Consider the following 26,986-nt stretch of genomic DNA (forward strand, 5'->3'; position numbering starts at 1 on the left):
TCTCTAACCAGCCAGTTAAACAGGATAAATTATACTTTCATCACTTTTATAAAAAATGAAAAATTAATAAAATATCAGTTAGTTTCAATAGAGATGTTGTACTTTTAGTTAAACAAAGAGAATTAAAAATGAAATTTAAAATAATAATAAAAGTTATGGTTTTGCTAGGCTTGTTTTCGTGTCAATCGACTGAACCAGTCTATACATCAAAAATAAAAGAAATAGAATCAATTAAATTATTTGATTATTGGATACCTAAACCACCTCGAGGGATTCAAAAAGCACCGAATAACGTACCTGCTACTGGAGTTGAGTGGACTTATTTTGTAACAATAGATTCAAATGGTAAAGCACAAAACCTAGAGTTGATAAGTTCAATACCTGAAGGGTTTATGACCCAAGAACGGCTGAAAAAGTGGAATAAAATGGATTATAAACCTTCTCCACAAAACTCTAATAGAACGCCAGTAAGGCTTAAAATGTCAGTAAGAATAGAAGGTAAAAAAGCATAGTAAGTTACTCAGATGGGGGCATAATCGTTAGGTGTGCTTCGTGGCTTATCTATGTTTAGCAGAAGGGGTTAGCCTGTATATGTGAGCTTTATGTGTCTACTAATAACAGAGTTTAAAATATATTAAAAAGCCGACATTAAGTCGGCTTTTGTTTTTATATATTAGCGTAACGCTTATTGTTTACGAGCTCTTGCTAAAAGTGGTAAAGCAAATAACAACATCCAACCAAACGAACCACTACTACTGCCTTTATCATCGGCAGCTGGGGCAGGGGTCGGCTTAGTATTAACTGTAACCAGAACAGCCATACTAACCGTTTCAATACTGTCAGTAACTGTTAAAGTAAATTCATGGAACCCTGCAGCTAAACCAGATACTTCAGTGATTGCAGCATTGGCATTACTTATTGTACCAGGGCCTTCCCAGGTAAATGATAAAGAATCACCGTCAATATCATTTGATGGTGTGGCATCAAGGGTAACTACGTCACCTTCAGTGATAGTGATTTCAGTCGCCAAAGCCGCCGCTATCGGCATATCATTTAACGGCGTTACCGTTAACATAAAGCTGGTCGTTGTTGCATCTGTGTTGTGTTCAATATCACGAACAGTCACGAATACTTCAGTATTACCAGTAAAGTCAGCATTAGGTATTAGGTCAAATGTCATGCCATCAACTTCGGCCGTAATATTTTCACCGCTAATTTCCAATACGTTTGCAACTTTGTTGGCATCAACGTGCATTACTTCAATGTCATCAATTCGACTATCTTCTGCAACAGTCATGTCTGCTAACTCTGCAACTTTAATGTTACCGTTTACAGTAATAACGTGCTCAATAGTTTTACTTGCTTCACCAGCAAGTTCATAGTTTAAGCTAATGGTGTGATCATTACCGGCTGCTTCAGGGTTAACTACCGCAATAAAGTTAAGCTCAACAGCACTACGCTCAGGGCCATCGTAATCTAAACAAATTACTAAATCGTCAGATAACACCTCATCCATATTGTCAAAACCAAGCATGGTATATAGCTCACCATCTTTAGCGCCGGCGTTGGTAGAGAATGCACCTGCCCAGCCCTCAACAAATGCAGTACCTTTTTTCAGGTTTGCACCTAGGTTATCGTAAGCAAATACAATTTCAGGCATGTTTTCATGGTAGTCGACACCACTTCTTAATATTACTTCAAAGTCATACTCATCACCGTTTACGGTGTCAGTAACATTGTCATACTCTAAGAAAACTAGCGTACCTAAATCAGGACGCTCAGAAGCATATTGATTAGCGATAGTTAAACCACGAGGATCTTCCCAATGGCGCATATAGTCCATTTCAAAGTCACCATTCCAAAATGGTGCTATTGCTTCATACAAGAAACCAGGGCCACGGTGTATGTTCATCATCCACCAAACATCGTTAAACTGCAGAGCACCTGTAGTGTGCATTCTCATATAACCGGCATTTGCCTGGTTGTATAACTCAAATGTTGCACCGTTTTGCCAGAATAACCAATCAATTGGTACGTCCATTGGCTCAGACCAGGCATCACCTACCATCCAGTCCGCTTCAGGTTGTATGCCAAACTCACCATGTAAGTCAATATACCCACCCGTTGAGTACTCATCAATTAATGGTGTATGACACATTTCAGAAGTCAGGTTGGTACTCATTTTGTATTCACGAGTTACATTACGCGTCGCTTCTTGATTACCAACAAGAGTCAGGTTATTACCATCAACAACTATTGAGTTGGCAATCGTTTCATTGTTCGACGTTAACGTACCTTCAACTAAAGTTAACCCTTCTGGAACGGTCAAGTTTAACGAATAATCGCGATCGTAGGTTTCCATATTGGCATTAACTTTTACGTTAACTTCAATTTGATCCATCGAACGAGCTTTATCTTGGCTTACACTCCAATTTACAGCGTCGCTGCCACGTTTTAGTTTTAATGCAGTAAAACCTAACGTACCTTCTGCGCCAGTAGTATTACCTAGATCGAAACCGCCATAGTAAACATCACCTTCTTTAGCATCTTGTAAGTCCCAATTAAGAGTTAGGTTGTAATCACCATTACCATTATGAGATTCAGGACCGTCAACGGTAATGTTGCCAGCATCGCTGTCTTCCATGATGATGGCGTAACCACCATTCATGGTCACTTCTTCATCAATATTGTAGCCCGATGCCACGACTGCAAACCAGTATTTACCTGGGGTAGGGTTTGGCATAGAACAGAAGTTTTCTTCAGAGTTGCTAAATGATTGACAAATTATTTCACCATAGTAAGAATCAAATAGTGCGTTGTAGTCGTTATCCATTTCTTCTTGAGTTGGAATGAATGTACCGCTACCGTCAATGTCTTTACCTACGTGAATATGCGGAAAAAGCTGTCTAAAGCGTTTATTCATATCACCGTTAGCGGGGTCTTTGAACGTGCCTTTATTTGCATAAAATACAACGCTTTTGGTGCCTTCAGGTATTTCAACACTGTGAATATCCCAGCCTTTATCAAACAGGTAAGGATTTAACGAGTTCCATACTACGGTCGCATCTTTTATCGGTGTTTCTGTCGGCTTTGTTAAACCGTAGTAACGCGGCGTAAATTCGCTGTAATCGTCCGTATTGACGCGGAACGTTTCCGAAGCTTGGTTGCGAGAAAACTCAACTTCCATGCGCGTTGGTAATTGGTCTACAACATTGGCAGCAACAATTGGCATATGTGCATCAGGTGCATTGCCATTTGCTTCTGTAAGTACTACCGTACCATTGAATAACCAATAATTATTCGCTACCCATTCCCAAGGAGAGCCAGGCTCTTGTGGTTCTACCTTAAACTCAACAATTTCAGGTAACTTCGCACTTATCATAATGCTTTGCGTTTGGCCTGCGCGTAAGGTGAAGCTTGCTGGTGAAACCGTGATTTCAACGCCATCTTCTTTGCCTATACCAGCAACGTTCCAACTACCATCTTGTGTGGCTTTTACCGTACGCATCCAACTACAGGTTTGTTCACAATCCATTTCTACCATAGAAGGTGTGTTTAACCAGTTTGCTAATCCACCATTATTTGGGTTTGCATCAACATAGTTTTCATAGCTTTCATCCATGACTAACCCTGCTTTTGCGGCTAAGGCTACATCAATGGCACCAGAGCCTGACATAAAGTTGTATGGTAACTCTTGTGGACCTTCCCAAGGGTGCAAGAACTGAACCTTTTTAGCGGTCATTGCCAAAGCCGATTGAATTTCTGCTGGGCTCCATTCTGGGTGGATTTGAGTTAGTAAGGTCATTGCACCAGTAACATGAGGGGCAGCCATTGACGTACCACTCATCATCGTCCAATCGCTTGCTGACGGGTAGTTGGTAAATGGTTGTTCATCGGCGTTGGCCGCGTAAATATTCACACCCGGTGCCGTTAAGTCTGGCACTAAAGTGTTATTGGTATTACTTGGCCCCATAGAACTAAATTCAGCAAGCATATTGCCTGTAGATTCGTCCAACTCATAAGTGTTTGTTGCTTCGGTAATTGTTGCTCTTGCCATTCCTGGGCTAGCGTTATTTACCCAGTTTTTTAATTGCCAGTCAACGCCGGCATCTACCTGGATACCTGGAATAACAAAGTTATCTGCTACCATGTTGTTGGCATCCCAGGTGTTTTGTAATATCAAACCACCCGCACCACCGGCTTGTACGTTTATTGCTTTATCGACACGAGCAATATCTCCGCGAGTACAAATAACAATTTGATCTGCGGTGAAAGTGCCTGCAGGGAATGGCACATTACACATTTGAGAGCCAAAGCCATCAGATGGTTCTGGATCTGGATAATTTGCCGCTAAAACAACCTCACCGGTAATGCCACCACTAAAACTAACCCCGGCAATATCTGCGTATGGTTTTGTCCAAGAGTCGCCATCGGTTTCAAAACCTGTGATTGATTTTATTCCAGTTTCCAATACGCGATCATGAGTCGAGGCACCAACAGTCGTTACCCAAGGAGACGCATGGTCAGCAGACCAAAAGTTGGGGCCAGAATTACCAGCCGCTGCAGCTACAGATATACCAGCTTCACGGGCGGCTAGGAAAGAAAGCTCCATAGGATCTTCCCAAGGGAAAGCTTCGGCGCCACCAATGGAGAAGTTAATGGTATCAACACCATCGGAAATAGCATCTTCAAATGCAGATAAAATGGCGGACTCTGGACAGCCTGCATAGGTGTCAGCACCACCAAGTCCTGGCCAACATACTTGATAAGAAATGATGTGTGCGTTTGGCGCAACACCACTGGTACTTGGGAAGTTAAATGGTAAATCTACTCCGTCACTTACCGCTGTTCCATCTGATGTTTGTAGTGGTGTATTTTCAATGTAATTACCCGCGGCAGTACTGGCGGTGTGTGAACCATGGCCATTGTAATCTTCACCGTTTTGCTCGCGTTGATCTCGCCAATAGTTAGAGGACGGATGTTGGTTTGCGACGGTAACCTCATCATACGAGCGAACACCAATGAGCTTGTCATTACATAGTGATTGCCACTCTTCTTGCTCACAATCACCTACAAAATTGCCTGCACCAAATGGGTTTGTTGCGGCAAAGTCATGCTTGTCAGTAACCTGAAAAGCTACGTGATCGGTATTGATACCTGTATCAATAATACCAACAACCATACCTTCACCTTTGGCAGCTAGGTTGTTAGGTGAAACGCTACCGTCCCATATTTGGTCGGCCCCAATAAACTGTGCCCCACGGTCGCTTTGCAATTTAAAAATTCGGTTTTCGGTAATGCGTTTAACACCCGACTGCTTTGACATCAATATTGCATCTTGTTGTGTCATTTCAACAACCATGGCGTTATTTACCACGGTAAACTGTTTATTGACTGTTAAGGCGACACCAGCTTTTTTTACATTAGAAATAAAGCTGTGCTGACGACTTTTCAAAAAACTGGTGTAATCAGCAACCGCTTGTGATTGCATATTCACTCGGCCTTTTGCCATAAATGCATTATTTCTAGGGGCAGCTGTACCTGCTAGCCCATGAATATCACCGTGATACGTAGCAACTGGTTTATGTTCAAGTTGTACTATGTAGGTCTGAACACCGCTTACTCCGTCTTTAGGTTGAAAGATTTGCTCTGCAGTTAACTGTTTAATGTGGCGGTTTGTTCTGCCGTTTTGACCTTTAAACAAGTCTCCTTGTAAATAGTCTTTCCGTGCGTCAGAGTCTTTTTTCAGATCTTCGGCGGTAAATGTTGGTACGTAAAATGTGGTACCTTCGACCTTTTTCATTCCCACTTCGGCGACAACTTGTCCGGTTGCACCAAAGTACAACGCAGTAAGTGCGGCTAAAGTAGTTTTTTTAAAAGCTACATTTTTTTGGTTTAACATTTCTGTTTTCCTAATTGTTATTATTTTTTAGATCACGGTTAACGCGATCGAAATTAACGTTTATTTATCAATACATATCTGGTTTATCCATGGCTCTGGATAATGCATGCTTGTATTCCTTACAAGCTCAATTTATGTACATAAATGGTTATATAATGGCTGCTGGTTTGACGGAATGAGGTAGGGTTCAAGTTTGTTGCATTTTTGTTTCATTTTTGTTTCATTTGTTTGGCCTCGATGTTTCAATTTTGTTTTTGTTGCTCTGTAAGTCTTGCTATTACTGAGGAGTAAGTTTTGGGACGGATTTAGGTTGGTTTGCTTTTAACAATAAAATGCAAATCTGCTGTGTACTAAATTGTTTCCAATCTAAAGAGCGACTGGTGTTGCAAATTAAAATTTTAAAGATATTATACCTGCCCAATATGATAAGTTTTCTACCTCAAATGATTAATTTAAGCGCTAACAAATGATTTCCGTTGAATTTCAAAAATACTATATCGGACAATGTTTGATTAACTGTGATGATATGTCGCTAAGTTATGCAGACAAAACGATCAACCTGCCTGTTAAAGTGTTCGAATTTCTCAAGTTGCTCATTGTTCATTCAGAGCAAACGGTCACAAAAGAAATGGCAATTGAAAAAGTGTGGCTGGGTAATGTTGAGGTTGGTAAACGTGGTGCCGGAAATGCTATTTGGGCATTAAGAAAAGCGTTTGCTGAGCTTGGTCTTAATCATGAGGAAACATTTAAAACCATCACCAAAGTGGGATATCAATTATTAGTTAAACCACAAGGTATTGGTGCAGAATTATCTAGCCCTTTAACGGCAGAGGTAGCGCAAGACTCGGGTTATCATCGTAAGAAAGTGGTAATCATGATTGTTATCATTACGGCTATCGCTGTATTTTTCTCATTCTTTAAAGCAGATAAACAATCAAAAATTAATGCAGTTAAGCAAGTTCAAAGAATAACGAACCTAGAAGGCATTGAAGAACATCCCAGTGTTTCACCTGATGGTCATTACATGGCATTTTTGTGGAGAGCACATCTGAAGAAAAACCAAATATATATTAAAGACCTAACTAACGAAGCAGCGCCACTTCGTTTAATCAGCAAGGTTGTAAATGACCAGTCTTCGCCCAGTTGGTCACCCGATGGGCAAAATATTGCTTATTTGAATGTGGATGAACAAGGTAAATGTAGCGTTCATATACTAGAGCTGATCACCTTTATTGATAAAGAAATTACCAAGGACTGTGTTAAAGCCGGGTATTTGAATAATCTGGATTGGTCAAAGGATGGTAAAAATATTGCGTTTTCTCGCTCCCTTGGCGATCGAATTGCCGTGTTTAGTTACAACGTGCAAAGTAAACAGGAAGTACAAATTACACAACCGAGTGCCAGTGAAGAAGATATGTTAATGCGTTGGCATGCTGATAACGAAACATTAGCGTTTGTACGCTCTACTGAACTACAAGCCGAAGTTCGTTCAATTAACAACGGTAGTGAGCACGTTTTAGTCAAAGATAAAGAAGTTATCCTTGCGCTGGCGTGGGATAAAAGAGGGGACAACTTGTATTTCAATTCGATGGAAGAAGGCTCTTTTGTCATTCAACAGTACAATTTACAACGCAATACGGCTGAATTATTTCATCAAGATAATGAAATTTATAGTCTCTCTGTAAATAACGCTGCCGACGAATTATTTTATACACGTCATGTTGCGCAAGAATCTATTGCGGTGCATTCATTAGATGATGGTAGATTGCTTGAAAATATACAGTCGTCTTCGCGAGATTTGTTTGGACAAGTAGCGCCAACAACGTCTGATATTATCTTTCTCTCTAACCGCAGTGGTAGTTGGGAAGTTTGGTTAAAGCAGGCTGATAAAAACCTTCAGCTAACCCAGTCTAAAATACACGGTATGGTGTCTGTTCCTGCTGTATCACCAATATCTGAGCAGTTTGTTATCGCTATGCGTCGGCCTAACGCGCCGTATCACAGTTTATATATTGCAGAGTTACCGTCAGGAAAACAGCAAAAACTGTTAGACTTTGAAGGTGACGTTCGTAATCCATACTACTCTGCTGACGGTAAACGGTTATACTTTTCAGCAAACATTGCCGGTAAATGGTCAATATACCGTTATACCTTTAATTCTAAAAACTTAGAGCAGCTAACCCAAGGTTACGAAAGGTTTGCGGTTGAAGATGATGAGGGCGGGATCTTTTTTACTAAAGACAATACCAGAGGAATTTTTCACCTTTCTGCAGATAGACAAGAAACGTTAATTACCACAGAGCTTTCAGATTTAGACTGGGGAAATCTTTTTTATAAGGATAAAACGCTGTATTTTGTTAAGCGCACTGAAAAAGCAGATTTTATTATTGCCCGTGACAAATCTGGAGCAGAAGTTGAGTTATTGAAGTTTCCACCAATTACCATACGCAACGGAAAGTCAATTTCACCTGGCTTGAATAACTCTATAATCTTTACTTTGCAGGGGATAAATGACTCTGACATTTATAAGATTTCAACAAAATAAAACGTAGATACACAATGGTGAAGCTAAAAAACCTGCTTATGCAGGTTCTTTTATATTTTACGTAGTGCCCAAATAAAGTAGGGCCTAGTTAGACGTTAGATTTTTGGAATGATAATTTTTCTATCATCAGATTGGCGGTAAATAGCCAACGTTTTACCAATCGCCTGAACTTTAATTGAGTTGGTTTCTCTAACAATCGCGTCGATAATTAATTGTTTTACTTCACGATCATCAGTATTTATTTTAACCTTGATAAGTTCGTGATGGCCTAAGGCGTAGTCGATTTCAGCAACTACAGCTTCTGTAAGACCATTATTTCCTAATAACACCACTGGTTTTAAAGAGTGGGCAACGCCTTTAAGGTGTTGAATTTGCTTTTTTGATAGATTCATTTAAAAAATTTCTGTTAAGTTACTTGAATTCTATATATTTTAACGCCATCTTGTCATTAATACTAATTTATATCTGAACTTTTATGAGTAAAGCAAATAAATCAAGAACCGTAAGCTCTCAGCGCTGGATGAAAGAGCATTTTGATGACGAATATGTGAAGAAAGCGCAAAAGCTTGGTTTACGTTCGCGTGCGGTTTTTAAGATTGAAGAAATTAATAACAAAGACAAATTAATTAAAAAAGGCATGAACGTTGTCGATTTAGGCGCGGCTCCTGGTGGCTGGTCTGAGTATGCTGTTAAAGTTGTAGGGGATGCGGGGCAAGTGATTGCTTGTGATATTTTACCTATGGAATCTTTACCAGGCGTTTCTTTTTTACAAGGTGACTTTCGTGAAAATGCCGTGTTAGACACGTTGCTTGATAAAATTGATGGCCGTAACGTTGATGTTGTTATGTCTGACATGGCTCAAAATTTTAGTGGTAACGAGTCTACCGACCAGCCTAAAAATATGTATTTAGTTGAGTTGGCGCTAGACATGTGTCATCAAGTTTTAAAGAAAAATGGCAGCTTTGTTGTTAAAGTTTTTCAAGGGGCAGGGTTCGAACAGTACATGAAAGATGTTCGAGCTTGCTTCAATGTTGTTAGAACCCGTAAACCAGAATCTTCTCGAGCACGTTCAAGAGAAGTGTATATTGTAGCTACCGGTTACAAACTGTAGTAGAGTTACGTAAGAAAAGGCCTATAATAGAGGTCTAATACTTATATAAGTAAGCGCATTTTTTTAACAAGAGGTCCTCAAGTTGAGCGATATGGTAAAGAATCTTATTTTATGGTTAGTAATAGCCATTGTTTTAATGTCAGTATTTCAAAGTTTTACTCCGGGCACAGCCCCTGGTAGCAAACTCGATTACACTAAATTTATTAACGAAATCCACAATGGACAAGTTGCTGAAGTTCGAATCGAAACTGACGGCGTTATTAATGGTACCAAACGTAATGGTCAAACATTTACAACATTAATACCTACGCAATACGATAAAGATCTATTAAGTGATTTAATTGCTAACAACGTTAAAGTTGAAGGTGTACCACAAGAAGAGCCTAGCTTATTAGCAAGCATCTTCGTTAACTGGTTCCCTATGCTACTGCTTATTGGTATATGGATTTTCTTCATGCGCCAAATGCAAGGCGGTGGTGGTAAAGGCGCAATGAGTTTTGGTAAATCTAAAGCACGCCTGTTATCAGACGATCAAATAAAAACTACGTTTGCCGATGTTGCAGGTTGTGACGAAGCAAAAGAAGAAGTTGCTGAATTAGTTGACTACTTACGTGACCCATCAAAATTCCAAAAGCTTGGTGGTCGCATTCCATCAGGTGTATTAATGGTTGGCCAACCAGGTACAGGTAAAACCTTACTGGCTAAAGCCATTGCCGGTGAAGCAAAAGTACCATTTTTTGCAATTTCAGGCTCTGACTTTGTTGAAATGTTTGTTGGTGTTGGTGCATCTCGTGTACGTGACATGTTTGAACAAGCGAAAAAATCGTCACCGTGTATTATCTTTATCGATGAAATCGATGCTGTAGGTCGTCAACGTGGCGCTGGTTTAGGTGGTGGTCATGATGAACGTGAACAAACACTTAACCAAATGTTGGTTGAAATGGATGGCTTTGAAGGTAATGAAGGCGTAATTGTTATCGCTGCGACTAACCGTCCAGACGTATTAGATCCTGCGTTACTTCGTCCTGGTCGTTTTGACCGTCAAGTAACCGTTGGCTTACCTGATATTCGTGGTCGTGAACAAATTCTTAAAGTTCATATGCGTAAAGTGCCTTTAGGTGATGACGTTGATGCAGCAGTAATTGCTCGTGGTACGCCAGGCTTTTCAGGTGCTGATTTAGCAAACCTTGTAAATGAAGCTGCATTATTTGCTGCTCGTACAAGTCGTCGTTTAGTGTCTATGGTTGAATTTGATAAAGCCAAAGACAAAATCATGATGGGTGCAGAACGTCGCTCTATGGTGATGAGCGAAGAAGAAAAAGAAATGACCGCTTACCATGAAGCAGGGCACGCCATTGTTGGTCGTTTAGTTCCTGAACATGATCCAGTTTACAAAGTAAGTATCATTCCTCGTGGTCGTGCGTTAGGTGTAACTATGTACTTACCTGAAAAAGATAGAGTAAGCCATTCTAAAATGCATTTAGAAAGCATGATCTCATCTTTGTATGGTGGTCGTATTGCTGAAGAAGTTATCTACGGTAGTGACAGAGTTTCAACGGGTGCGTCAAACGATATTGAACGTGCTACCGAAATCGCTCGCAAAATGGTAACTCAGTGGGGCTTGTCTGAAAAAATGGGTCCTATGCTTTATGCTGATGAAGAAGGCGAAGTGTTCTTAGGCCGAAGTGCTGCAAAAACTAAGCATATGTCTGACGACACTGCGAAAGAAATTGATGAAGAAGTTCGTACATTCATTGAACGTAACTATAAACGTGCTGAAGATATCTTGAAGAACAACATGGATATTTTACATGCAATGAAAGATGCATTAATGACTTATGAAACGATTGATGCATGGCAAATCGATGACTTAATGGCTCGTACAGATGTTCGTGCGCCAAAAGGTTACGGTGATGAAAAGCCAACAGGCACACCTCCAGGCTCAACTCCATCTACGCCAGATGTAAACAAGCCTGCAGATGAACCTGCAAACTAAACAGTACTGATTAAATCATTAGTTAATATAAGAAACCCGCTACTTAGCGGGTTTCTTGTTTTTAGGATATAGAAACTAGAAACAAAGCCAAGTATCAACTTCCTGAATCCATGCACCATTTTCCTGAATTTATTTCAGGATCTAACTATTTAACTGTATTAAACTTTTTTCCTCTTTTATAATACGGGCAAATTAAACAGCAGCTTTTATTTAACCTCTTATTTATATGAATAAAACGGCAAATATTATTAAATTCGGCAACAAAAAATTAGACCTTTGCGAAGTTCAGGTGATGGGGATCTTAAACGTAACCCCTGACTCATTTTCAGACGGCGGTAATTTTAATAATATTGAGCACGCTATTACACAAGCGCAGACAATGATAAATGATGGTGCAACCATTATTGATGTTGGCGGCGAATCAACTCGCCCCGGTGCTGCCGACGTTGAACTGCAAGAAGAGTTAGACCGTGTCATTCCGGTTATTGAGGCGATAACTCAGCGCTTTGAAACAGTTGTATCTATAGATACCTCTAAAGCGCAAGTGATGCAGGCTGCTATAGACAGTGGCGCTGGTTTAATAAACGATGTACGTGCGTTGCAAAATGAAGGTTGTATTGATGTTGTTGCTAGCTGTGATTTACCTGTTTGTTTAATGCACATGCAGGGCATGCCTAGAACGATGCAAACGGCACCCAAGTACGAAAATGTAACGTTAGATGTTATTAAATTCTTTAAACAGCGCATTCAAGCATGTGAGCATGCAGGTATTGATAAGAGTCGTATCATACTTGATCCTGGTTATGGCTTTGGTAAAACGTTAGAGCAAAATTATCAGTTATTAGCACATCAGCCTAAGCTGTTGCAGCTGGGTTTACCAATACTTGCAGGTTTATCAAGAAAATCCATGATTGGTAATTTACTGAATAACTCAGTAGATGAACGCTTGGCAGGCAGTTTATCTGCTGCAGTGCTTGCCGCACAAAATGGTGCTAAAATATTACGAGTTCATGATGTAAAAGAAACCGTTGATGCTATTAAGGTTTTTAATGCAATGCTTGCTCAAATAAATAATTAATTTACGATAAATACTTAAGGGAGTTTATTTACGTGTCTAGAAAATACTTTGGAACAGATGGTGTTCGTGGTTTAGTTGGTAAAGATCCAATTTCGCCTAAATTTGTAATGAAACTAGGGTGGGCTGCCGGTAAGGTATTAGCCACTCGCGGCACTAAAAAAGTATTAATTGGTAAAGATACTCGTATATCTGGTTACATGCTTGAATCAGCGTTAGAAGCTGGATTTTCTGCTGCCGGTATTGATATTGGCCTAATGGGTCCTATGCCGACACCTGCGGTTGCCTATTTAACAAAAACGTTCCGCGCAGAAGCTGGTATTGTGATCAGTGCATCACACAATCCATTTTATGATAACGGTATTAAGTTCTTTTCTACAACGGGTGAAAAATTGCCAGATGACGTTGAGCTTGCTATCGAAGCGATGATCGATGAAGAAATGGATTGTGTTCACTCCGCAAAATTAGGCAAGGCAGTACGCATCGATGATGCTGCTGGTCGTTATATAGAATTTTGTAAAAGTAACTTCCCATCGGAATACTCACTAAACGGTATGAAAATTGTAGTTGATTGTGCCAATGGCGCTACCTACCACATTGCACCTAGTGTGTTTCGTGAATTAGGCGCTGAAGTGATTGAATTTGCATGTGAGCCAAACGGCATTAACATTAATGACGATTGTGGCGCGACATCAATGGCTAATATTTCTAAACTTGTGCTCAGCGAACAAGCCGACTTAGGTATTGCTTTAGATGGTGATGGTGACCGCTTAATGATGGTTGATCAAAACGGCGATGTAATTGATGGCGATGAAATTATCTACATCATCGCTAAAAATGCACAGCAGCAGGGCAAACTTAAAGGCGGTGTTATTGGTACATTAATGAGCAACATGGGCTTGGAACTTGCCTTAAAAGATTTAGGTATCGATTTTGCCAGAGCTAAAGTTGGCGATCGTTACGTAATGGAGCAGTTAAAAGCGAAAGGCTGGCAATTAGGCGCTGAAAACTCAGGCCACATCATTAATTTAAATTGTACCTCTACCGGCGACGGTATCATTGCTGCCCTAAATGTACTTGAAGCACTTTGCCAATCAGGAAAGTCGTTAACCCAACTTAGAAGTGGCATGACCATGTTGCCGCAAATTCTAGTTAATGTTCGCTTTAGTGGCAAAACCGACCCACTTAATGATGACGCTGTTAAACAAAGTGTTGTTGATGTTGAAAAAGAGTTAGCAGGCACAGGACGAGTGTTATTGCGTAAATCAGGCACAGAGCCGCTTATTCGAGTAATGGTTGAAGGTCCAAATTTAGCAGAAGTAACTCACTTAGCCAATAAAATTTCCGTTCAAGTTAAAGCCGTAGATGCAGAACATTAATTCAACTTTTTGTTGTAAAAATAAGCAAAAAAACGGCTAGGCTATTTAAACTCTTGTAAGTTAGCTTTGAGTTCGATAATATCTCGCCGTTTTATTAAGGGAAAAACTATGAGTAGACAAACAATAGTTGCCGCTAATTGGAAAATGAACGGTAACGCTGAGCTTGCAGCACAAATGTGTAGAGGCTTAAATGATGAAAAGTTTAATGCGGATCAGCAAGTAATTATTTGCCCTCCAGCCCCTTATTTAGCTTTATTACAAGCTAATATTAGCAATAGCCAAATTGCCTGTGGTGCCCAAAATATTAATGAAAATGAAAAAGGTGCCTTTACTGGTGAGATTTCAGCTTTAATGCTGAATGATTTACAGGTACAATACGTGATTCTTGGCCATTCTGAACGTCGTGCAATGTTTCATGACAGTACAGAATTAGTTGCTGAAAAAGTTGCTTATGCTTTAGATAGCGGCTTAACGCCAATTTTATGTATTGGTGAAACGCTTGAAGAGCGAGAAGATGGTGAAACTGAGTCTAGACTTAGCTATCAACTTGCTCCGGTAATTGCTAAAGTTGGCATTGAAAGTTTTAAAAATGTAGTTGTTGCCTACGAGCCTGTATGGGCTATCGGCACAGGTAAAACTGCATCAGCTGAGATCGCTCAGCAAACCCATGAGTTTATTCGTAGTTACTTAGCAAGTTTTGACGCTGATGTAGCACAACAAGTACCATTATTATATGGTGGTAGTGTTAACGCGAAAAACTGTGAAGAATTATTTGCTCAAGCTGATATCGACGGTGGTCTGATAGGCGGAGCGAGTTTAAACGTTGAAGAATTTAAAAAAATCTGCCAAGCAGTATAGGATTTAGAAATAATGTTGTATCAAATATTAATCGTTGCTTATTTAATTATCGCACTTATCTTAGTTGGTTTTATCTTAATCCAGCAGGGTAAAGGTGCAGACATGGGCGCTTCATTTGGCGCGGGTTCATCAGCAACTATCTTTGGTTCAAGTGGTTCTGGTAACTTCATGACTAAAACTACTGGTATCCTTGCGACACTATTTTTCGTATTAAGCTTATTTTTAGGTAATCTTACTGCACAGCGCACTAAAGCGACTGATGAGTGGAGTAACTTAGGTGGCGCTGAGCAAACAGAAAGTATTGCACCAGCTACTGACGTACCTGCAAGCGAAGATCAAAAAGAAAGCGACGTACCAAACTAAACATCGCTTTTCTAAAAAATTAGCGTATGTGGTGGAATTGGTAGACACGCAGCCTTGAGGGGGCTGTGCTTCACGGCGTGAGAGTTCGAGTCTCTCCATACGCACCAAACATAAATAAAGGCCTGTAGCGCTATTTGCATTACAGGCCTTTTTCATTTGCTAAAATCGTACCCTTTCTGTACCCTTTTCGTACCCTAATACAGTAGTCTAAATTACTAGTTCTGCAGGTTGGATTTTCACCCATTTAACGTGATCTTTCATGTACACTTTGGTCGATTCTGCGTCAGTATGCGCTGCACGTTCTTGTGGATCAATGCCCATCTTATCGTAAAGAAAAATCGACAAGGCTCGTATTTCATGAAAAGTGGGCCGCTGGGGTTTGTCAAAGTTACCATAAAGGTTTAGTTCATCACGCAAATCAGACATAGCTCGAGAAATGTATACCGGGGTTAATTGGGTAGGGTGGGTTAACCCATTTGCTAATCCTTTTTTACGACCTAATAATGCATGCACTATGTATGGTGATGCGATGTTATCTCTTTTCGAATCGTCAATAATTTTTTTAAGTTGCTTGGTGATTGGAATTTCAACACGCGATGCTTCTTTATTTTGAACTTTTTGACGATGAATTCTTAAAACTCCGTAAACGGTTAAACCATTTTCAACTATTGGGGCATTAAACCATTCACAATCCTTGTATTTGGCTAAACTTATTTCATTTACTGCGTGGGTAGTTTGTAAGGATAATCGCATGGCGATGTTCAGCCACGAATTACTAGCGTTTAAGATTAAATTAAAATATTCAATGTTTAAACGTTTACGTTGCTTAGCTTGTTTGGGTTTACGTTTTTTTCTATCTGCTGGGTTAAGGACCATGCCCGACATGTCACAAATGTATGAAAATATTTTCTTTAAAAAAGTAATTTTTCGGTTATAAACTTCGTTTGACTTGCCACTTGCGTATTTATCTAAAAACTCATTAACATGCTGCAAGGAAATAGATTTAGACAGTATGTCACCTAGCAGTTCATCTAAACGCATTGTGTCGTTAACAAATGCCCTGTATCGTCCTTTAGATAGTAATCTGGTATTCAGCTCTTCATTTCGTACACGTTCAATAACAACCTTAATCCAATGTGACATTGGTTTATTAAATTCGTCGTGGTCTAAAATCATTTTTAATGCTGGATTTCTGTGTTTAGCATTAAATATAGTTGCCGCTTCTATGGCTTCATACTTTTGAGTTTTTAAAGGAAAGAAAATATCTTTGCCGCTTGGGTATCGATAACGAAATCGCTGTTGGCCACGTACCATTTTACAGCATAACCCAACAGGGAGATCACGATTCTCAAACTTACGTTTTCTTGGAGCCATGCTACACCGACGCTTCTAAAAGTTTAACAAGTTCAGTAATTTTAGTAGACTTTGAATCTTCTACCACTACGAGCCAACGATCAGTTGGGGTTTGTTCTCCTTTTATTTTTCCTCGCTTGATCCAGTTGATCACAGTTTTAGTACAATAACCCGCGCCTGGGTAATATTCCGCGAGATATTGTGATGGTTTTAGTTTTCGCATTCTTTAAACCTCGCCACGTAAATAGTTTATGAACAAGTTGTTACCTCTGGTAGTTAAACTTGTGGTACGTGACATGCTAAGCGTTAAACCGTGGATGAAAATTTCTAGTGATGTGAAGGTGTCGTAGTTAGACCAAGTACTGCATGAGTGTGCAAATCCGTTGACCAGACCTGTACGATCAAGTACATTTGTGTTGGGTGTCATCGTAAGTGACTCCTGTTTTGTTAGTACTATTTAGTTAGTACACTCGCGCTCACTAGATTGCCGTCTGGTGGGCGCACCTTTCTTTTCTATTCGATGTCCGTTTTTTGTTAGTTAAACGACTACTCATCCAACTCTTTTTTACATTACTCGGTTTTATTTCAAAATCAATGCAAAAAAGATAACAATTAATTCTTTGTGATTATTTAAAATTTATTTTGTACCTTAAAACGGTATTTTTAGATTTTTTTCAATGTACCTTACTTTTAACATTTTCAATTTTTTATAAGAGTGATCTTTCTTCTTAAATCAAAGGATTAGATGAAAGGCAAAAAATAAATTGTACCTTACCTTTATCGGTTTTGATTTTTAGAACGTACCGTAAGGTGTTGTTTTTACAGAGTTATATTCTTTTTTTTATTTTTTATTATTGATTTTTGAATTTTTTAACGTAACGTAAAAAAGGCTGGCAACGGAAAGTTTATTCTGTTGTTAGTTTAACAAGGAAGCTTAATGAAAATTAAATTCACGGATGAAATCATAATTACCCCTCTCATAAGAACGGCAATTCGAGCGGGGTATTTTAGTTAACAACTCAGGAATTACAATTTTGAATTTAAATACAGTTTTATCTGATACTCGTTATCAAACTGATGGGGTAATACTCATCAAAAGAAGAGCCTCTGACTTTCTATTGAACCTACTTTTTCAATCAAGTACGGAGGTATTGCATGAAAAATTATAATGAAATGCTAGCAGCTACCCGTTGTTTAGGTTTAAAAGTAAATTATCTCAACCTTGATGGAAATCTGCATCGTGTACCAACAGATGCCAAACCCAAAAGTTTCAATGGGTTTTATAGATACTTTCCAGACAACCAAACACTTTACTATGGGGATTGGCAATTAGATATTACACGCACCTGGCGATCTGAACATTCCGAACAAACGCAATCAGATCGGTTCGCAATTAAGCAGCTCATGGATCGTCAAAAGAAACAACAAGAACAAGACCTTGTTCTTGCTATACAAAATGCCAGAGATTTTTATAACTCCAGTCAATCAGCAACGACCCAACAGTACCTTACAGACAAACACATTATTGCGCCGGAAGGTGTCAGGGTTCATTCAGGTAATTTGATTATTCCTTTGGTAGATCTTTTAACCGCAGGCATTCCTATTATGAATGTTCAAACCATATGGCCTAATGGCAAAAAGCTCTTTATGAAAAATGCCCGTATCAGCGGGTTTTGCTTCCCTATTGGGTTGATTGAGGATGAACTGGAAAGCCTGTATATCGCAGAAGGATTTTCTACTGCGATGACCGTGCATATGATAACCGATGAGTTGGTACTTGCAGCGATGAATGCGGGAAATTTAGAGTCTGTCGCACTAGCTGCAAGGAAAAGGTGGCCTAAGGCAAAAATTATAATCACAGGCGATGATGATTGGTTAACTGAACAAAAAACTGGCATTAATCCTGGTATTAAAAAAGCGACTGAAGCGGCTAATGCGATTGGTGGGTTCACTTGTTTTCCACCTTTCACTGCGGAGCAACGTAAAAATAATCTGACCGACTGGAATGATTACTTGTTTTCAGCATCAGGGAGGAAAGCGTAATGGAAAATGTAATATCTGAAAATACATCACCTTCAATCGAACCGAGGGAATTGCCTAGTAGTCGTCCTGATGTGCAGCCATTCGATTATGACTTGTTGCCGAAGACTATTGCTGATTTTGTGCGGGATACCGCTGCGCGGCAGCAATGCCCTCCAGACTTCATCGCCGTCACTGCTTTATGTGGACTATCTGGTGTGCTGGGTAACAAGGCTTATATTTATCCTAAGCAAAACGACAATTGGAAGATAATCCCTAATTTATGGGGGACAATTGTTGGCCGTCCAAGCGCCATGAAAAGCCCTGCAATGAAAGCGGCGTTAGAACCCTTGAAGGCCATTGAAAAAGGGTATCAAGAATTACACGAAGAAAATTTAAAACTGTATGAGACAGATTCTTTAGTTAATGAACTGACTTTAAAAGAAGCTAAAAAAAAAGCTTCTGCAGCTATAAGAAAAAATGATAATAACAAAGCTAATGAGCTTATTGCGGATGCGAATGCGCAAGCAATAGAGCCACCGGAATTACAATGTATTGTAGTAGTCGATACAACCTATGAGAAACTTGGTGTCTTACTGGATCAAAATCCCAATGGATTGTTGTTGACCCGTGATGAGTTACCAGGTTTGTTAAGTAGGTTGATGAAGGAAGAATATCAAACTGAACGTGCGTTTTATCTGGAGTGTTTTGACGGAGATGGTACATATAAGTTTGAGCGAATAACGCGAAAATCAATTGTCATTGAACATTGTACCTTGAGTCTTATTGGTGGCATTCAACCTGCCAAGTTAGCGCCATTAATACGTGGCGCCGTTAGTGGGGTATCCGATGATGGCTTAATTCAACGGCTACAATTAGCTGTTTGGCCTGATGATAATAAATCTTGGAAATGGCTTGATCAACGACCCGATGAGATGGCTTATCAACAATACGATGCATTGTTTAACGCGCTGCTTAATTATAAGCCATTAAATAAAGTCCACCGTTACACGCCTGAAGCACAGCAATTTTTCATTGAATGGATGGAAGAGTTACAACACAAAGCGAGACATGAAGACACACCACCCACCATGGAAAGTTATATGTTGAAGTTGCCAAAATCAATTTCAGCCATCGCTTTGATTTTTGAACTGGTGGGCAGGGTTGATGATTCTTCAGTGACTGAAGGTGATTTACAGATAGGAACGGTGGCAACGACTATGGCACTTGATTGGGCAGATTACTTGATAAGCCATGCTAATCGAATATTTTCATCTGATGTTTATCGGACTGTTGAAGCCGCAAAGCTTATTTTAAAACAGCGTGATAAGTTAAAGGACGTATTCAAGTGCCGTGAAATCCAACAAAAAGGGTGGACGGGATTAGCCGATTCAAAAACAATCAGCGATGCGCTCGATATTTTAGTCGATTATAACCACATAGTAGAAGTTCAAACTGCCCCTGGCACAGCTGGCGGCCGACCATCGACTAGTTATTATTGGGTAACGGCTAAGGAGTTATAGCAATGGGCCGGTGGCAAGAAAAAATTAAAAACATCCATCGGCCTACCCTACAAAACCTACTAAACCCAACGGAATTAAGTTCTGTAGGTTTTGTAGGTACGTCGGGTGGGCATTTACAAATAAAAATAACTGATAATGAGCAAACGCCAAAAACAGATTTTACGGTTGAACCTGCGGTTGATAAACTGGTTTTAAGCGTTGACGACCAGGGTTTACCTTTACATCACTGCCGAGGCGAACCAAATGGAATTTGCTATGGTGACTCTGAATGGGTACGGTATCGATTGCAACGGGTTGCTAAACATAAGCGTCCAATGTTAGCCCATGAATATTCAAAACTTTACTTGGCTAATTTTGATGAAGAATCTAACGAAATTCGCAAAGAAAATAAAGCTCGAAAAGCCGCCAACTCATGGTTGCGAGAGGCAACTGCTCATCCACCCTCGGCATAGGAAAGTAAGTGTACGGGTCATAGTTATCGTAAAGAACATACGACCTTATAAAACCTAAAATAATTGAGGAAATACCTATGAAAGAATTGACGACCAAGCAGCAACGTTTTGTAGACGAATTTTTGATTGATTACTCCGCTACGAAGGCAGCAATAAGGGCTGGCTATTCAACTAACTGTGCAGGTGTAATCGGTTGTGAAAATTTGAAAAAGCCAATTATAAAAAAAGCAATTAAAGAGCAACTTAAATTACTCACTGAAAACTCTTTTCTTAATCGTGAAATGGTTCTTGCTGGTTTACTACGTGAAGCAGTCGATAGGTCGGATAAAAGCAGTGCAGCAAGTCGTGTGAGCGCATATGACAAATTAGGCAAGGCATTAGGTATATATCAAGATGCTAAGCCATCTGATGAAGTAGGGGACCTTATACGCAGCATAACGGCAAATAATGCTAAGAACCGTAAGAGCCTTTTACCAAAAGATAATATAGATATGAGTAAACTTGAATAATTTAATCAGGACTTAACCTTAAACGATTTGGGTGTTGTGAACTTGGCTGAAAGGTCAGGTTCATCTTTACCAAAATAACTTACTTAATTGGAAATGAAAGCAATGATACGAACTGACGTATATTTGGCTAAATGTTTTTCGGGTGATATTTATAATGCTTATCAAAAACTAAATCATACCAGGTTTACTTGCCTGTGGGAGGGGTAAAAAAACATTGATAATTTGTACGTGAAATCTAGGGGGCAATGTAGGCATAACAACTAAAGCATTCACACAGGAACGCGATAGTTGTTTAGTTTTTGTGCGGAAAGTTATAAAAATGGAAAATGCTAATTCCTCATAAATTCGAGAGAATTGTTTATCTTTTGCAAAGCCACCTTACCAATCCCTTTAATATTTATTAATTCTTCTGCTTCTACTGCTATCAAAAGTTCGATTGTTTCAACGTTATTTTCAATAAGTGACTTTTCAATGTTTTTTGAAACACCATTTACAAGTGATAAATAACCCGAAGTGCTTTTATAGTGCTTCATCATCTCTTGAACATCATCTGAATAAAATGGTGCTTCTGATTCCCATCTAACAACCTCACTTTGACAAAAACTTAAGTCAGCATGTTTTTCTTTTTCACTAGCCACATGCTTATTTAAGAATTCCTCGATATTGCTATCAAAGTGTTTTAATTTACCTTTTCGACAAATTCTTCTGATGCTTGCCTGTACCCCTTCATTAACGAACCCATTGCACTGAACCGAATAAAGGTAAAATGCTAACGATAAAGTATGTTTTTCTTCTGCCTGCAAAATGCTAGATAAAGACGAATAAATAGTTGCTAATAGACCAAGAGTTTCATTGGTCGTATAACCATTTTTTAATGCGTGGTTCGTATAATGCATAATACGCTCGTGTTCAATTTTCCACGCTAAGTCAAATTGCTTGTTTTCGAGTGCTTCTATGGCTTTATATTTTGCTTCAGAAGCCATACCTAGATAGTCATTGGTGTCGTCTATCATATTTGAAGGTATTCGTGCTTGAGATTCTCTAAATCTTTTTTGAAACTGAGAATTTTCATCGGTCCAATCTTCTTCAATTTCTTTATTCGTTTCTAGTTTTTTACTAACTGTTTGTTTAGAGTTTTTACGACTGAAAAAATTAAATATCTTCCTTAGCATTTTACTTCCCTTAAAAATTATTATTCTAGGACGGTTATTAGCATAAAACTGAAGTAACCTTATATTTACTATATATAAGTTACATGGCGTATCAAGAAACTTTTTTGGAGTGTTGATTAACTATCTGTTTGATTTTTTTCTTTGGGAACCATTCTTGTTTTTTTAATCATATTTGCTGAAATATTATTCGTAGAGCAACCTGCACATCTTGAAGGTGGGGTATTTCTTCTTGATTGCCATACATAACCACATTTATTGCAGCTCATTTGACCTTCCCACTCTTCATACTCTTCAGGCTCGAAGTGTTTGTTTTCATACTTTTCCAAAAAATGTATTAATAAAAATAAGGCTGCAATAGCGCCAACAATACTCATGCCAATAACTGACCAATCCCATGAATCCAACATTATTAGTTTTGAAAGAATATATAAAGATCCTATGAAAACAATTAAAAATCTCATTTTATTAACCTTTATTAGTTTTATTAAGTGGCTGATTTTAATATACATTCATTCTATATAAGTTACACCGTGTGACAAGAAAAGATTTTGAATGGGGAGGTTCTGAAATTCCATATGTGTGATGTATCGATATGCCTGTCGAGCCGTTTCTCGATGGGGGGCATTTTCAGCGATTTTGAAGTAATCCAGCATAAATAATCTGCAAACTTAATGTTCATATTGCATACTGCATTTCTTTGAACCGTAGATTCTCATTCATGGACTCGATAACAGTTATCTAGTAATTAGTGGTTATTTTGAGTATACCCAATATGATCGTTCATATTTTTAAAAATACCTGTCCATTAGCCTTTATTAAATTTAAATGACAGCTGGCGAAGAAAAGTCTTAAATATTAAATAGACACTTTATTAATGTAAAGGTAGGTGATGTTCACTTGACTTAAACCGTTATATTGTACAAAGCCTCGCATTCGCGGGGCTTTGTTTTCTATTCAAAACTAGCCTTTTAATGTTATTGAAACAGGTCGATGATCGCTGGTTATTCTTTTTGCTGAAGCACCCGAGTTTCCTCTTTCGAATGCTAAATGTTCTACTTCTCCGGCCCCTTCACCTGCTTGTAAATCAAATGACCCATTCACAAGAGCCTGACTCATTATAATGTGATCTATTAATAGTGGGTTGTCTTTTGCTTTTTTTCCGGTAATAGGGTTCGCATATTTGGCAGACCATCGAAGGTTTTCAGGGTAGTCAAATAATGCGTGATTAAAGAACCGATCCGATTGCATCACATTACCTTGAAGGTTACTTATTAAGTCAAAGAACATATATTTTTTTTCAAAGTAGTCTTGGCCAATACCATCATTGGCATCACCCAATACAACTATAGCAGGTGACTGGTTTTGATCGAATCGCGTATTTATATATGCTCTGATGTTTCTAGCTTCTGTAGCAAGTTTGATTCTGGCCTTAAGTGCTTCATTTATATATTTGGTAGTTAGAATTCCTTCTTCTTTATCTTCCCAGACAGGGTTTCTATTAATTTTGGATTTCATATGCTGACCAATAACTTCCAACTCTTGTCCGTTTTGGGTTGTGAAGATCAATACTTGTGGGTGCCTATAGTGGCTATGGCTTTTTTCTTTTTCTTGCCCCCAATAATGAACAGGCCAACTTTTATGGCCTACAAATGACTGCCAAATGCTCGGAGCCTGTAACCTGCAATTATTAAACAAGGAGTCTCGGACTAAAAACCAAATCCACTGAGTTCCTTTGATCTGATAATCATCATTATTTAGAGTTATTGGTTGCCATTTGTTATCGAGAACATCGTTACAAAAAGCTTTAATATCTTCTTCACTTGATGGCGCTTCCAACATGCAAAGAATGTCTGGGTTAATATCCTGAATAGTATCAACAACTCGCTTGCGCCTATCTTTGTTTAAGTCGCTAATGTTTGTGCCAATTAATCGTGCGCTGTGCTCTATATTCCAGCTAGTTATTTTTAGCTCCATTTTTAAGTCCTTTCTAATTTGGTGTGTTTTTAAATATTTACTGATCAATAAAAGTATTGGAGTACATCAAAACAGCAACAACTCTCCTTGTTTTACCTGTTTTTAAATGTAACAAAGTTGGTGAAATTATCAACAGTTATGGATAGTTCAGTAAAACAAAAAAACTTAAGGTAAACAAAAAGATTTAGTAAAATGTTAATGTCTAACTTTGCTAAACTCAAAACCATCAACTACACTGTCCGTAAAATAGGTAAAAAACGGATAGTGCAACAATGAACTCACCCAAAGTCGTGGCTTTGAACGACACCGAACACACCATACCAACCAGTTTTAAACGGACAGTACCTTTGCGCGGCAAGTCCACTAAGCCACGCGAGTACCTGACCAAGGATGAAATAGGGCAGTTGATCGACCAAACGAAGAAGGGTAGGTATGCACATCGTGACGCCACCATGATCACCATGGCCTTCAGGCATGGTTTACGGGTGTCAGAGCTGGTAGACATGCGATGGTCGGATGTTGACTTTAGTACCGCCAGATTGCACGTCAGACGCGCCAAAGGCTCGAATGACGGGGTTCATATCCTGCAAGGCGATGAAATGCGTGCCTTGAAGCGTTTAAAGCGTGAAAGCACTCAGAGTCCGTTTATGTTCATCAGCGAACGTGGCGCACCGGTGAGCACCGATGGTTTTCGCAAGGCGATGAACCGGTGGGGTATTAAATGTGGCTTTGATTGGTCGATAAGCCCGCATTGCTTACGCCATGCTTGTGGCTACCATCTTGCAAACAATAATATGGATACTCGGTCACTGCAAGAATGGCTAGGTCACAAGGACATTACCAATACAGTACGGTATACAAAGTTGGCGGCTAATCGATTCGATAACACCAATTTCAATTGGTAGTGACGTTTGGGGAGCATTAAATTCTTTAAGTGGCAGTAGTTAACTATTCACGAATATCGATTCCTGGGTTTGTATTGATGTCGCCTTCGTCATTGATGGTTGCTGGTTTGCCGTCCAGTAACAGGCCGACAACCTTTTCCGTTGGGCATACACGAATGAACTTCAGCTCAAAGCCATAGTTAAACAAAGAACTGGCTGCGACCTTTTGAGCAGAGCTAAGTTCGTTCCATAACGTTTGGTTGTTCAGTGAGATTTGGCGACGGTCATTTTCAGATGAAATATTATTTTGGTTGGCCATAACTATCCTTGTATATTGCATTCCTAAAATACTAACTAAGTTTAGAACAAATCCGTTAATTCACCAATCGTGTTATCTTAAAAAAAGAGTGTAGTGGGTAGTTAAATACGCTTGCACTCTAGTGTTAATTCGGAATCAACCTTTTCACCATCAGCAGCATTGCTAAAGTCATGGTAATAAGCAGTGCCATTCGCTCTTATTTGGATTTGGTGACGGCCATCTTCCCCAAAGTTCCAGTAGCGCTTTAACCCATCTTTTCTGTATGTTGCACTTTCATATTCACCATCAAAGTACACTTCACCCATATATTCGTCAGGGTAGGCATCTAGTCTTACTACTTCACTATGATCGTTTCCGAAAATTTCTTTGCATGACCATGATTTTTTCTTATCAGAAACAGGATCATTAGTTGTTACCGTAGTTGTAGGTAATGTTGTATCTGTCGCTGTAGGCTTTGTTGTGGTTTTACAACCAAAAGATAAAAACACTAAAGCCATTACTGTAATATATTTCATAATAAACACAAAAAATTTCAATGATGATTATTTTATCAACTAATTCTCATTAATATTGTTACGTTTTTGTTGGTTATTTGTAAGGTTGTTGTTTGTGGGGGGAATGTAAGGCTTGTCCATTTATACTACTCAGTGAATAACACTACTGCTTGACGTAACTAGTTGAAAAGCTTAATGTCTCTTAAGAGCGAGCAACAGACATTGGGCGATTAATGAAATATATATCTGCTTTAATACTTTTTACGTGGGCAGTATCTAGCTTTAAAGTTTCAGCAGGTACAGATTACGAAGCTCAATTTAACCACTCTATTAAACGCTGGGTTGAACTAATTGAATACTATCGCCCTGTAACAAAACCAATTGGATTAGTCTATTTGTGTGAGACAGAAAACCAACGAGACCAATTGGCAAAGGAATTTAAAGATAATAGGCAGTTAAAAAGCGAAGAAAGTAATTTAGCTTATAACTCTAGCCTTGTAGTATTTCATTTTGAAAAACCAAGCGTTGAAGAACAAATATATTGGTTAAGACGAAATTTCTTTATCGGTATCGCATATGGTTGCAGTCTTGACGGTTTTCACTAACCCATCGGCAGTTAGAGCGATAAACGAAAGTTATGGGATGTAGAATTTTTAGTTTAATATGAAAAAGTTTATAGTTTATTTACTAGTCATCATCTGCTTCACGCCAGTTACATTTTTCTTGTTGACCAGTATTGGTCTCGTCCCCTATATGCTGGCTTCAGTATGGTCATTAGAAATAGAAGGTATTCTAACCTTTTTTGCATTTGCCTTTGGTTGGATTGGACTGACTTCAGTGTTTGTTGCTATAAATATTCCTTTAGGCAAAGCTTTGAACCAATCACAAACAAAATATTGTCGTATAGGGTTGGTGTTGGGAAGCTTATCAGTTCTAAAGTGCTATCAATTGATGGGGTTTGAACCTAAGTTACTAATCTTTATATTATTACCTTTACTTGCGGCCCTATCATTGTTTTATCTTACATTTCGCAAATACGGCTAGTTTTATTTGTATTC

General features: G+C 39.0%; 25 protein-coding genes and 1 tRNA gene. 16 read left to right on the forward strand and 10 right to left on the reverse strand.

The window, feature by feature from the left end:
* Positions 1-128: 128 nt before the first annotated feature.
* Complete coding sequence (locus tag RI845_RS07290) at positions 129-512, forward strand: energy transducer TonB (protein WP_348389075.1); 384 nt, start codon at positions 129-131, stop codon at positions 510-512.
* A 173-nt stretch (positions 513-685) separates the two neighbouring features.
* On the opposite strand, the gene RI845_RS07295 is transcribed toward RI845_RS07290, so the two are convergent.
* Complete coding sequence (locus tag RI845_RS07295) at positions 686-5,902, reverse strand: S8 family serine peptidase (protein ID WP_348389076.1); 5,217 nt, start codon at positions 5,900-5,902, stop codon at positions 686-688.
* 466 nt (positions 5,903-6,368) lie between these two features.
* Here RI845_RS07295 and RI845_RS07300 point away from each other — a divergent pair, with 466 nt between their 5' ends.
* On the forward strand, positions 6,369-8,447 hold the full coding sequence (locus tag RI845_RS07300) for a winged helix-turn-helix domain-containing protein (RefSeq protein ID WP_348389077.1): 2,079 nt from the start codon (positions 6,369-6,371) through the stop codon (positions 8,445-8,447).
* A 95-nt stretch (positions 8,448-8,542) separates the two neighbouring features.
* Here RI845_RS07300 and yhbY read toward each other — a convergent pair whose 3' ends face one another.
* Entirely contained in the window at positions 8,543-8,839 is a 297-nt protein-coding gene (gene yhbY, locus RI845_RS07305; protein WP_348389078.1) for a ribosome assembly RNA-binding protein YhbY, read from the reverse strand.
* 83 nt (positions 8,840-8,922) lie between these two features.
* Here yhbY and rlmE point away from each other — a divergent pair, with 83 nt between their 5' ends.
* From rlmE to RI845_RS07340, 7 genes are all read left to right on the forward strand, one after another.
* Entirely contained in the window at positions 8,923-9,558 is a 636-nt protein-coding gene (gene rlmE / locus RI845_RS07310) for a 23S rRNA (uridine(2552)-2'-O)-methyltransferase RlmE (RefSeq protein WP_348389079.1), read from the forward strand.
* 82 nt (positions 9,559-9,640) lie between these two features.
* The gene (ftsH, locus tag RI845_RS07315; protein ID WP_348389080.1) at positions 9,641-11,554 is read left to right on the forward strand and encodes an ATP-dependent zinc metalloprotease FtsH; all 1,914 of its coding nucleotides are present in this window, start codon (positions 9,641-9,643) and stop codon (positions 11,552-11,554) included.
* A 226-nt stretch (positions 11,555-11,780) separates the two neighbouring features.
* A complete protein-coding gene (folP, locus tag RI845_RS07320; RefSeq protein ID WP_348389081.1) occupies positions 11,781-12,632 on the forward strand; it encodes a dihydropteroate synthase in 852 nt (283 codons plus the stop codon).
* A gap of 32 nt (positions 12,633-12,664) precedes the next feature.
* A complete protein-coding gene (glmM, locus tag RI845_RS07325) occupies positions 12,665-14,008 on the forward strand; it encodes a phosphoglucosamine mutase (RefSeq protein ID WP_348389082.1) in 1,344 nt (447 codons plus the stop codon).
* 108 nt (positions 14,009-14,116) lie between these two features.
* A complete protein-coding gene (gene tpiA / locus RI845_RS07330; protein ID WP_348389083.1) occupies positions 14,117-14,866 on the forward strand; it encodes a triose-phosphate isomerase in 750 nt (249 codons plus the stop codon).
* Positions 14,867-14,881: 15 nt separating this feature from the next.
* A complete protein-coding gene (gene secG, locus RI845_RS07335) occupies positions 14,882-15,229 on the forward strand; it encodes a preprotein translocase subunit SecG (RefSeq protein ID WP_348389516.1) in 348 nt (115 codons plus the stop codon).
* A gap of 22 nt (positions 15,230-15,251) precedes the next feature.
* A tRNA-Leu gene (locus RI845_RS07340) sits at positions 15,252-15,336 on the forward strand.
* Between the two features lie 100 nt (positions 15,337-15,436).
* Here the strand turns inward: RI845_RS07340 and RI845_RS07345 are convergent.
* The 3 genes from RI845_RS07345 to RI845_RS07355 are packed head-to-tail and all read right to left on the reverse strand — an operon-like array spanning position 15,437 to position 17,009.
* Entirely contained in the window at positions 15,437-16,603 is a 1,167-nt protein-coding gene (locus RI845_RS07345; protein ID WP_348389084.1) for an integrase, read from the reverse strand.
* A 1-nt stretch (position 16,604) separates the two neighbouring features.
* Complete coding sequence (locus tag RI845_RS07350; RefSeq protein WP_348389085.1) at positions 16,605-16,805, reverse strand: hypothetical protein; 201 nt, start codon at positions 16,803-16,805, stop codon at positions 16,605-16,607.
* A gap of 3 nt (positions 16,806-16,808) precedes the next feature.
* Positions 16,809-17,009, reverse strand: a complete 201-nt coding sequence (locus tag RI845_RS07355; RefSeq protein WP_348389086.1) for a hypothetical protein — start codon at positions 17,007-17,009, stop codon at positions 16,809-16,811.
* 728 nt (positions 17,010-17,737) lie between these two features.
* Between RI845_RS07355 and RI845_RS07360 the strand changes: the two genes are divergently transcribed.
* The 4 genes from RI845_RS07360 to RI845_RS07375 all read left to right on the forward strand — a co-directional run bounded on the left by RI845_RS07360 (position 17,738) and on the right by RI845_RS07375 (position 21,085).
* Complete coding sequence (locus RI845_RS07360; protein WP_348389087.1) at positions 17,738-18,625, forward strand: toprim domain-containing protein; 888 nt, start codon at positions 17,738-17,740, stop codon at positions 18,623-18,625.
* Positions 18,625-20,124 (forward strand): YfjI family protein, encoded by a 1,500-nt coding sequence (locus RI845_RS07365; RefSeq protein ID WP_348389088.1) that lies wholly within the window; start codon positions 18,625-18,627, stop codon positions 20,122-20,124. Before RI845_RS07360 ends, RI845_RS07365 begins: the two co-directional genes overlap by 1 nt.
* A gap of 2 nt (positions 20,125-20,126) precedes the next feature.
* Complete coding sequence (locus RI845_RS07370) at positions 20,127-20,576, forward strand: hypothetical protein (protein WP_348389089.1); 450 nt, start codon at positions 20,127-20,129, stop codon at positions 20,574-20,576.
* A gap of 77 nt (positions 20,577-20,653) precedes the next feature.
* Positions 20,654-21,085 (forward strand): terminase small subunit, encoded by a 432-nt coding sequence (locus tag RI845_RS07375; RefSeq protein WP_348389090.1) that lies wholly within the window; start codon positions 20,654-20,656, stop codon positions 21,083-21,085.
* A gap of 329 nt (positions 21,086-21,414) precedes the next feature.
* Here RI845_RS07375 and RI845_RS07380 read toward each other — a convergent pair whose 3' ends face one another.
* From RI845_RS07380 to RI845_RS07390, 3 genes are all read right to left on the reverse strand, one after another.
* Positions 21,415-22,257, reverse strand: coding sequence for a helix-hairpin-helix domain-containing protein (locus RI845_RS07380; RefSeq protein WP_348389091.1), 843 nt, complete (start codon positions 22,255-22,257; stop codon positions 21,415-21,417).
* A gap of 116 nt (positions 22,258-22,373) precedes the next feature.
* The gene (locus tag RI845_RS07385) at positions 22,374-22,718 is read right to left on the reverse strand and encodes a hypothetical protein (RefSeq protein WP_348389092.1); all 345 of its coding nucleotides are present in this window, start codon (positions 22,716-22,718) and stop codon (positions 22,374-22,376) included.
* Positions 22,719-23,217: 499 nt separating this feature from the next.
* Complete coding sequence (locus tag RI845_RS07390) at positions 23,218-24,231, reverse strand: hypothetical protein (RefSeq protein ID WP_348389093.1); 1,014 nt, start codon at positions 24,229-24,231, stop codon at positions 23,218-23,220.
* Positions 24,232-24,503: 272 nt separating this feature from the next.
* Between RI845_RS07390 and RI845_RS07395 the strand changes: the two genes are divergently transcribed.
* The gene (locus tag RI845_RS07395) at positions 24,504-25,136 is read left to right on the forward strand and encodes a tyrosine-type recombinase/integrase (RefSeq protein WP_348389094.1); all 633 of its coding nucleotides are present in this window, start codon (positions 24,504-24,506) and stop codon (positions 25,134-25,136) included.
* Positions 25,137-25,179: 43 nt separating this feature from the next.
* Here RI845_RS07395 and RI845_RS07400 read toward each other — a convergent pair whose 3' ends face one another.
* Entirely contained in the window at positions 25,180-25,434 is a 255-nt protein-coding gene (locus RI845_RS07400; protein ID WP_348389095.1) for a hypothetical protein, read from the reverse strand.
* Between the two features lie 101 nt (positions 25,435-25,535).
* On the reverse strand, positions 25,536-25,949 hold the full coding sequence (locus tag RI845_RS07405; RefSeq protein ID WP_348389096.1) for a hypothetical protein: 414 nt from the start codon (positions 25,947-25,949) through the stop codon (positions 25,536-25,538).
* 212 nt (positions 25,950-26,161) lie between these two features.
* Between RI845_RS07405 and RI845_RS07410 the strand changes: the two genes are divergently transcribed.
* The gene (locus RI845_RS07410) at positions 26,162-26,533 is read left to right on the forward strand and encodes a hypothetical protein (protein WP_348389097.1); all 372 of its coding nucleotides are present in this window, start codon (positions 26,162-26,164) and stop codon (positions 26,531-26,533) included.
* 58 nt (positions 26,534-26,591) lie between these two features.
* Positions 26,592-26,972 (forward strand): hypothetical protein, encoded by a 381-nt coding sequence (locus tag RI845_RS07415; protein ID WP_348389098.1) that lies wholly within the window; start codon positions 26,592-26,594, stop codon positions 26,970-26,972.
* Positions 26,973-26,986 lie beyond the last annotated feature (14 nt).

It is taken from the genome of Thalassotalea nanhaiensis, from assembly GCF_031583575.1.
Lineage (GTDB): Bacteria > Pseudomonadota > Gammaproteobacteria > Enterobacterales > Alteromonadaceae > Thalassotalea_A > Thalassotalea_A nanhaiensis.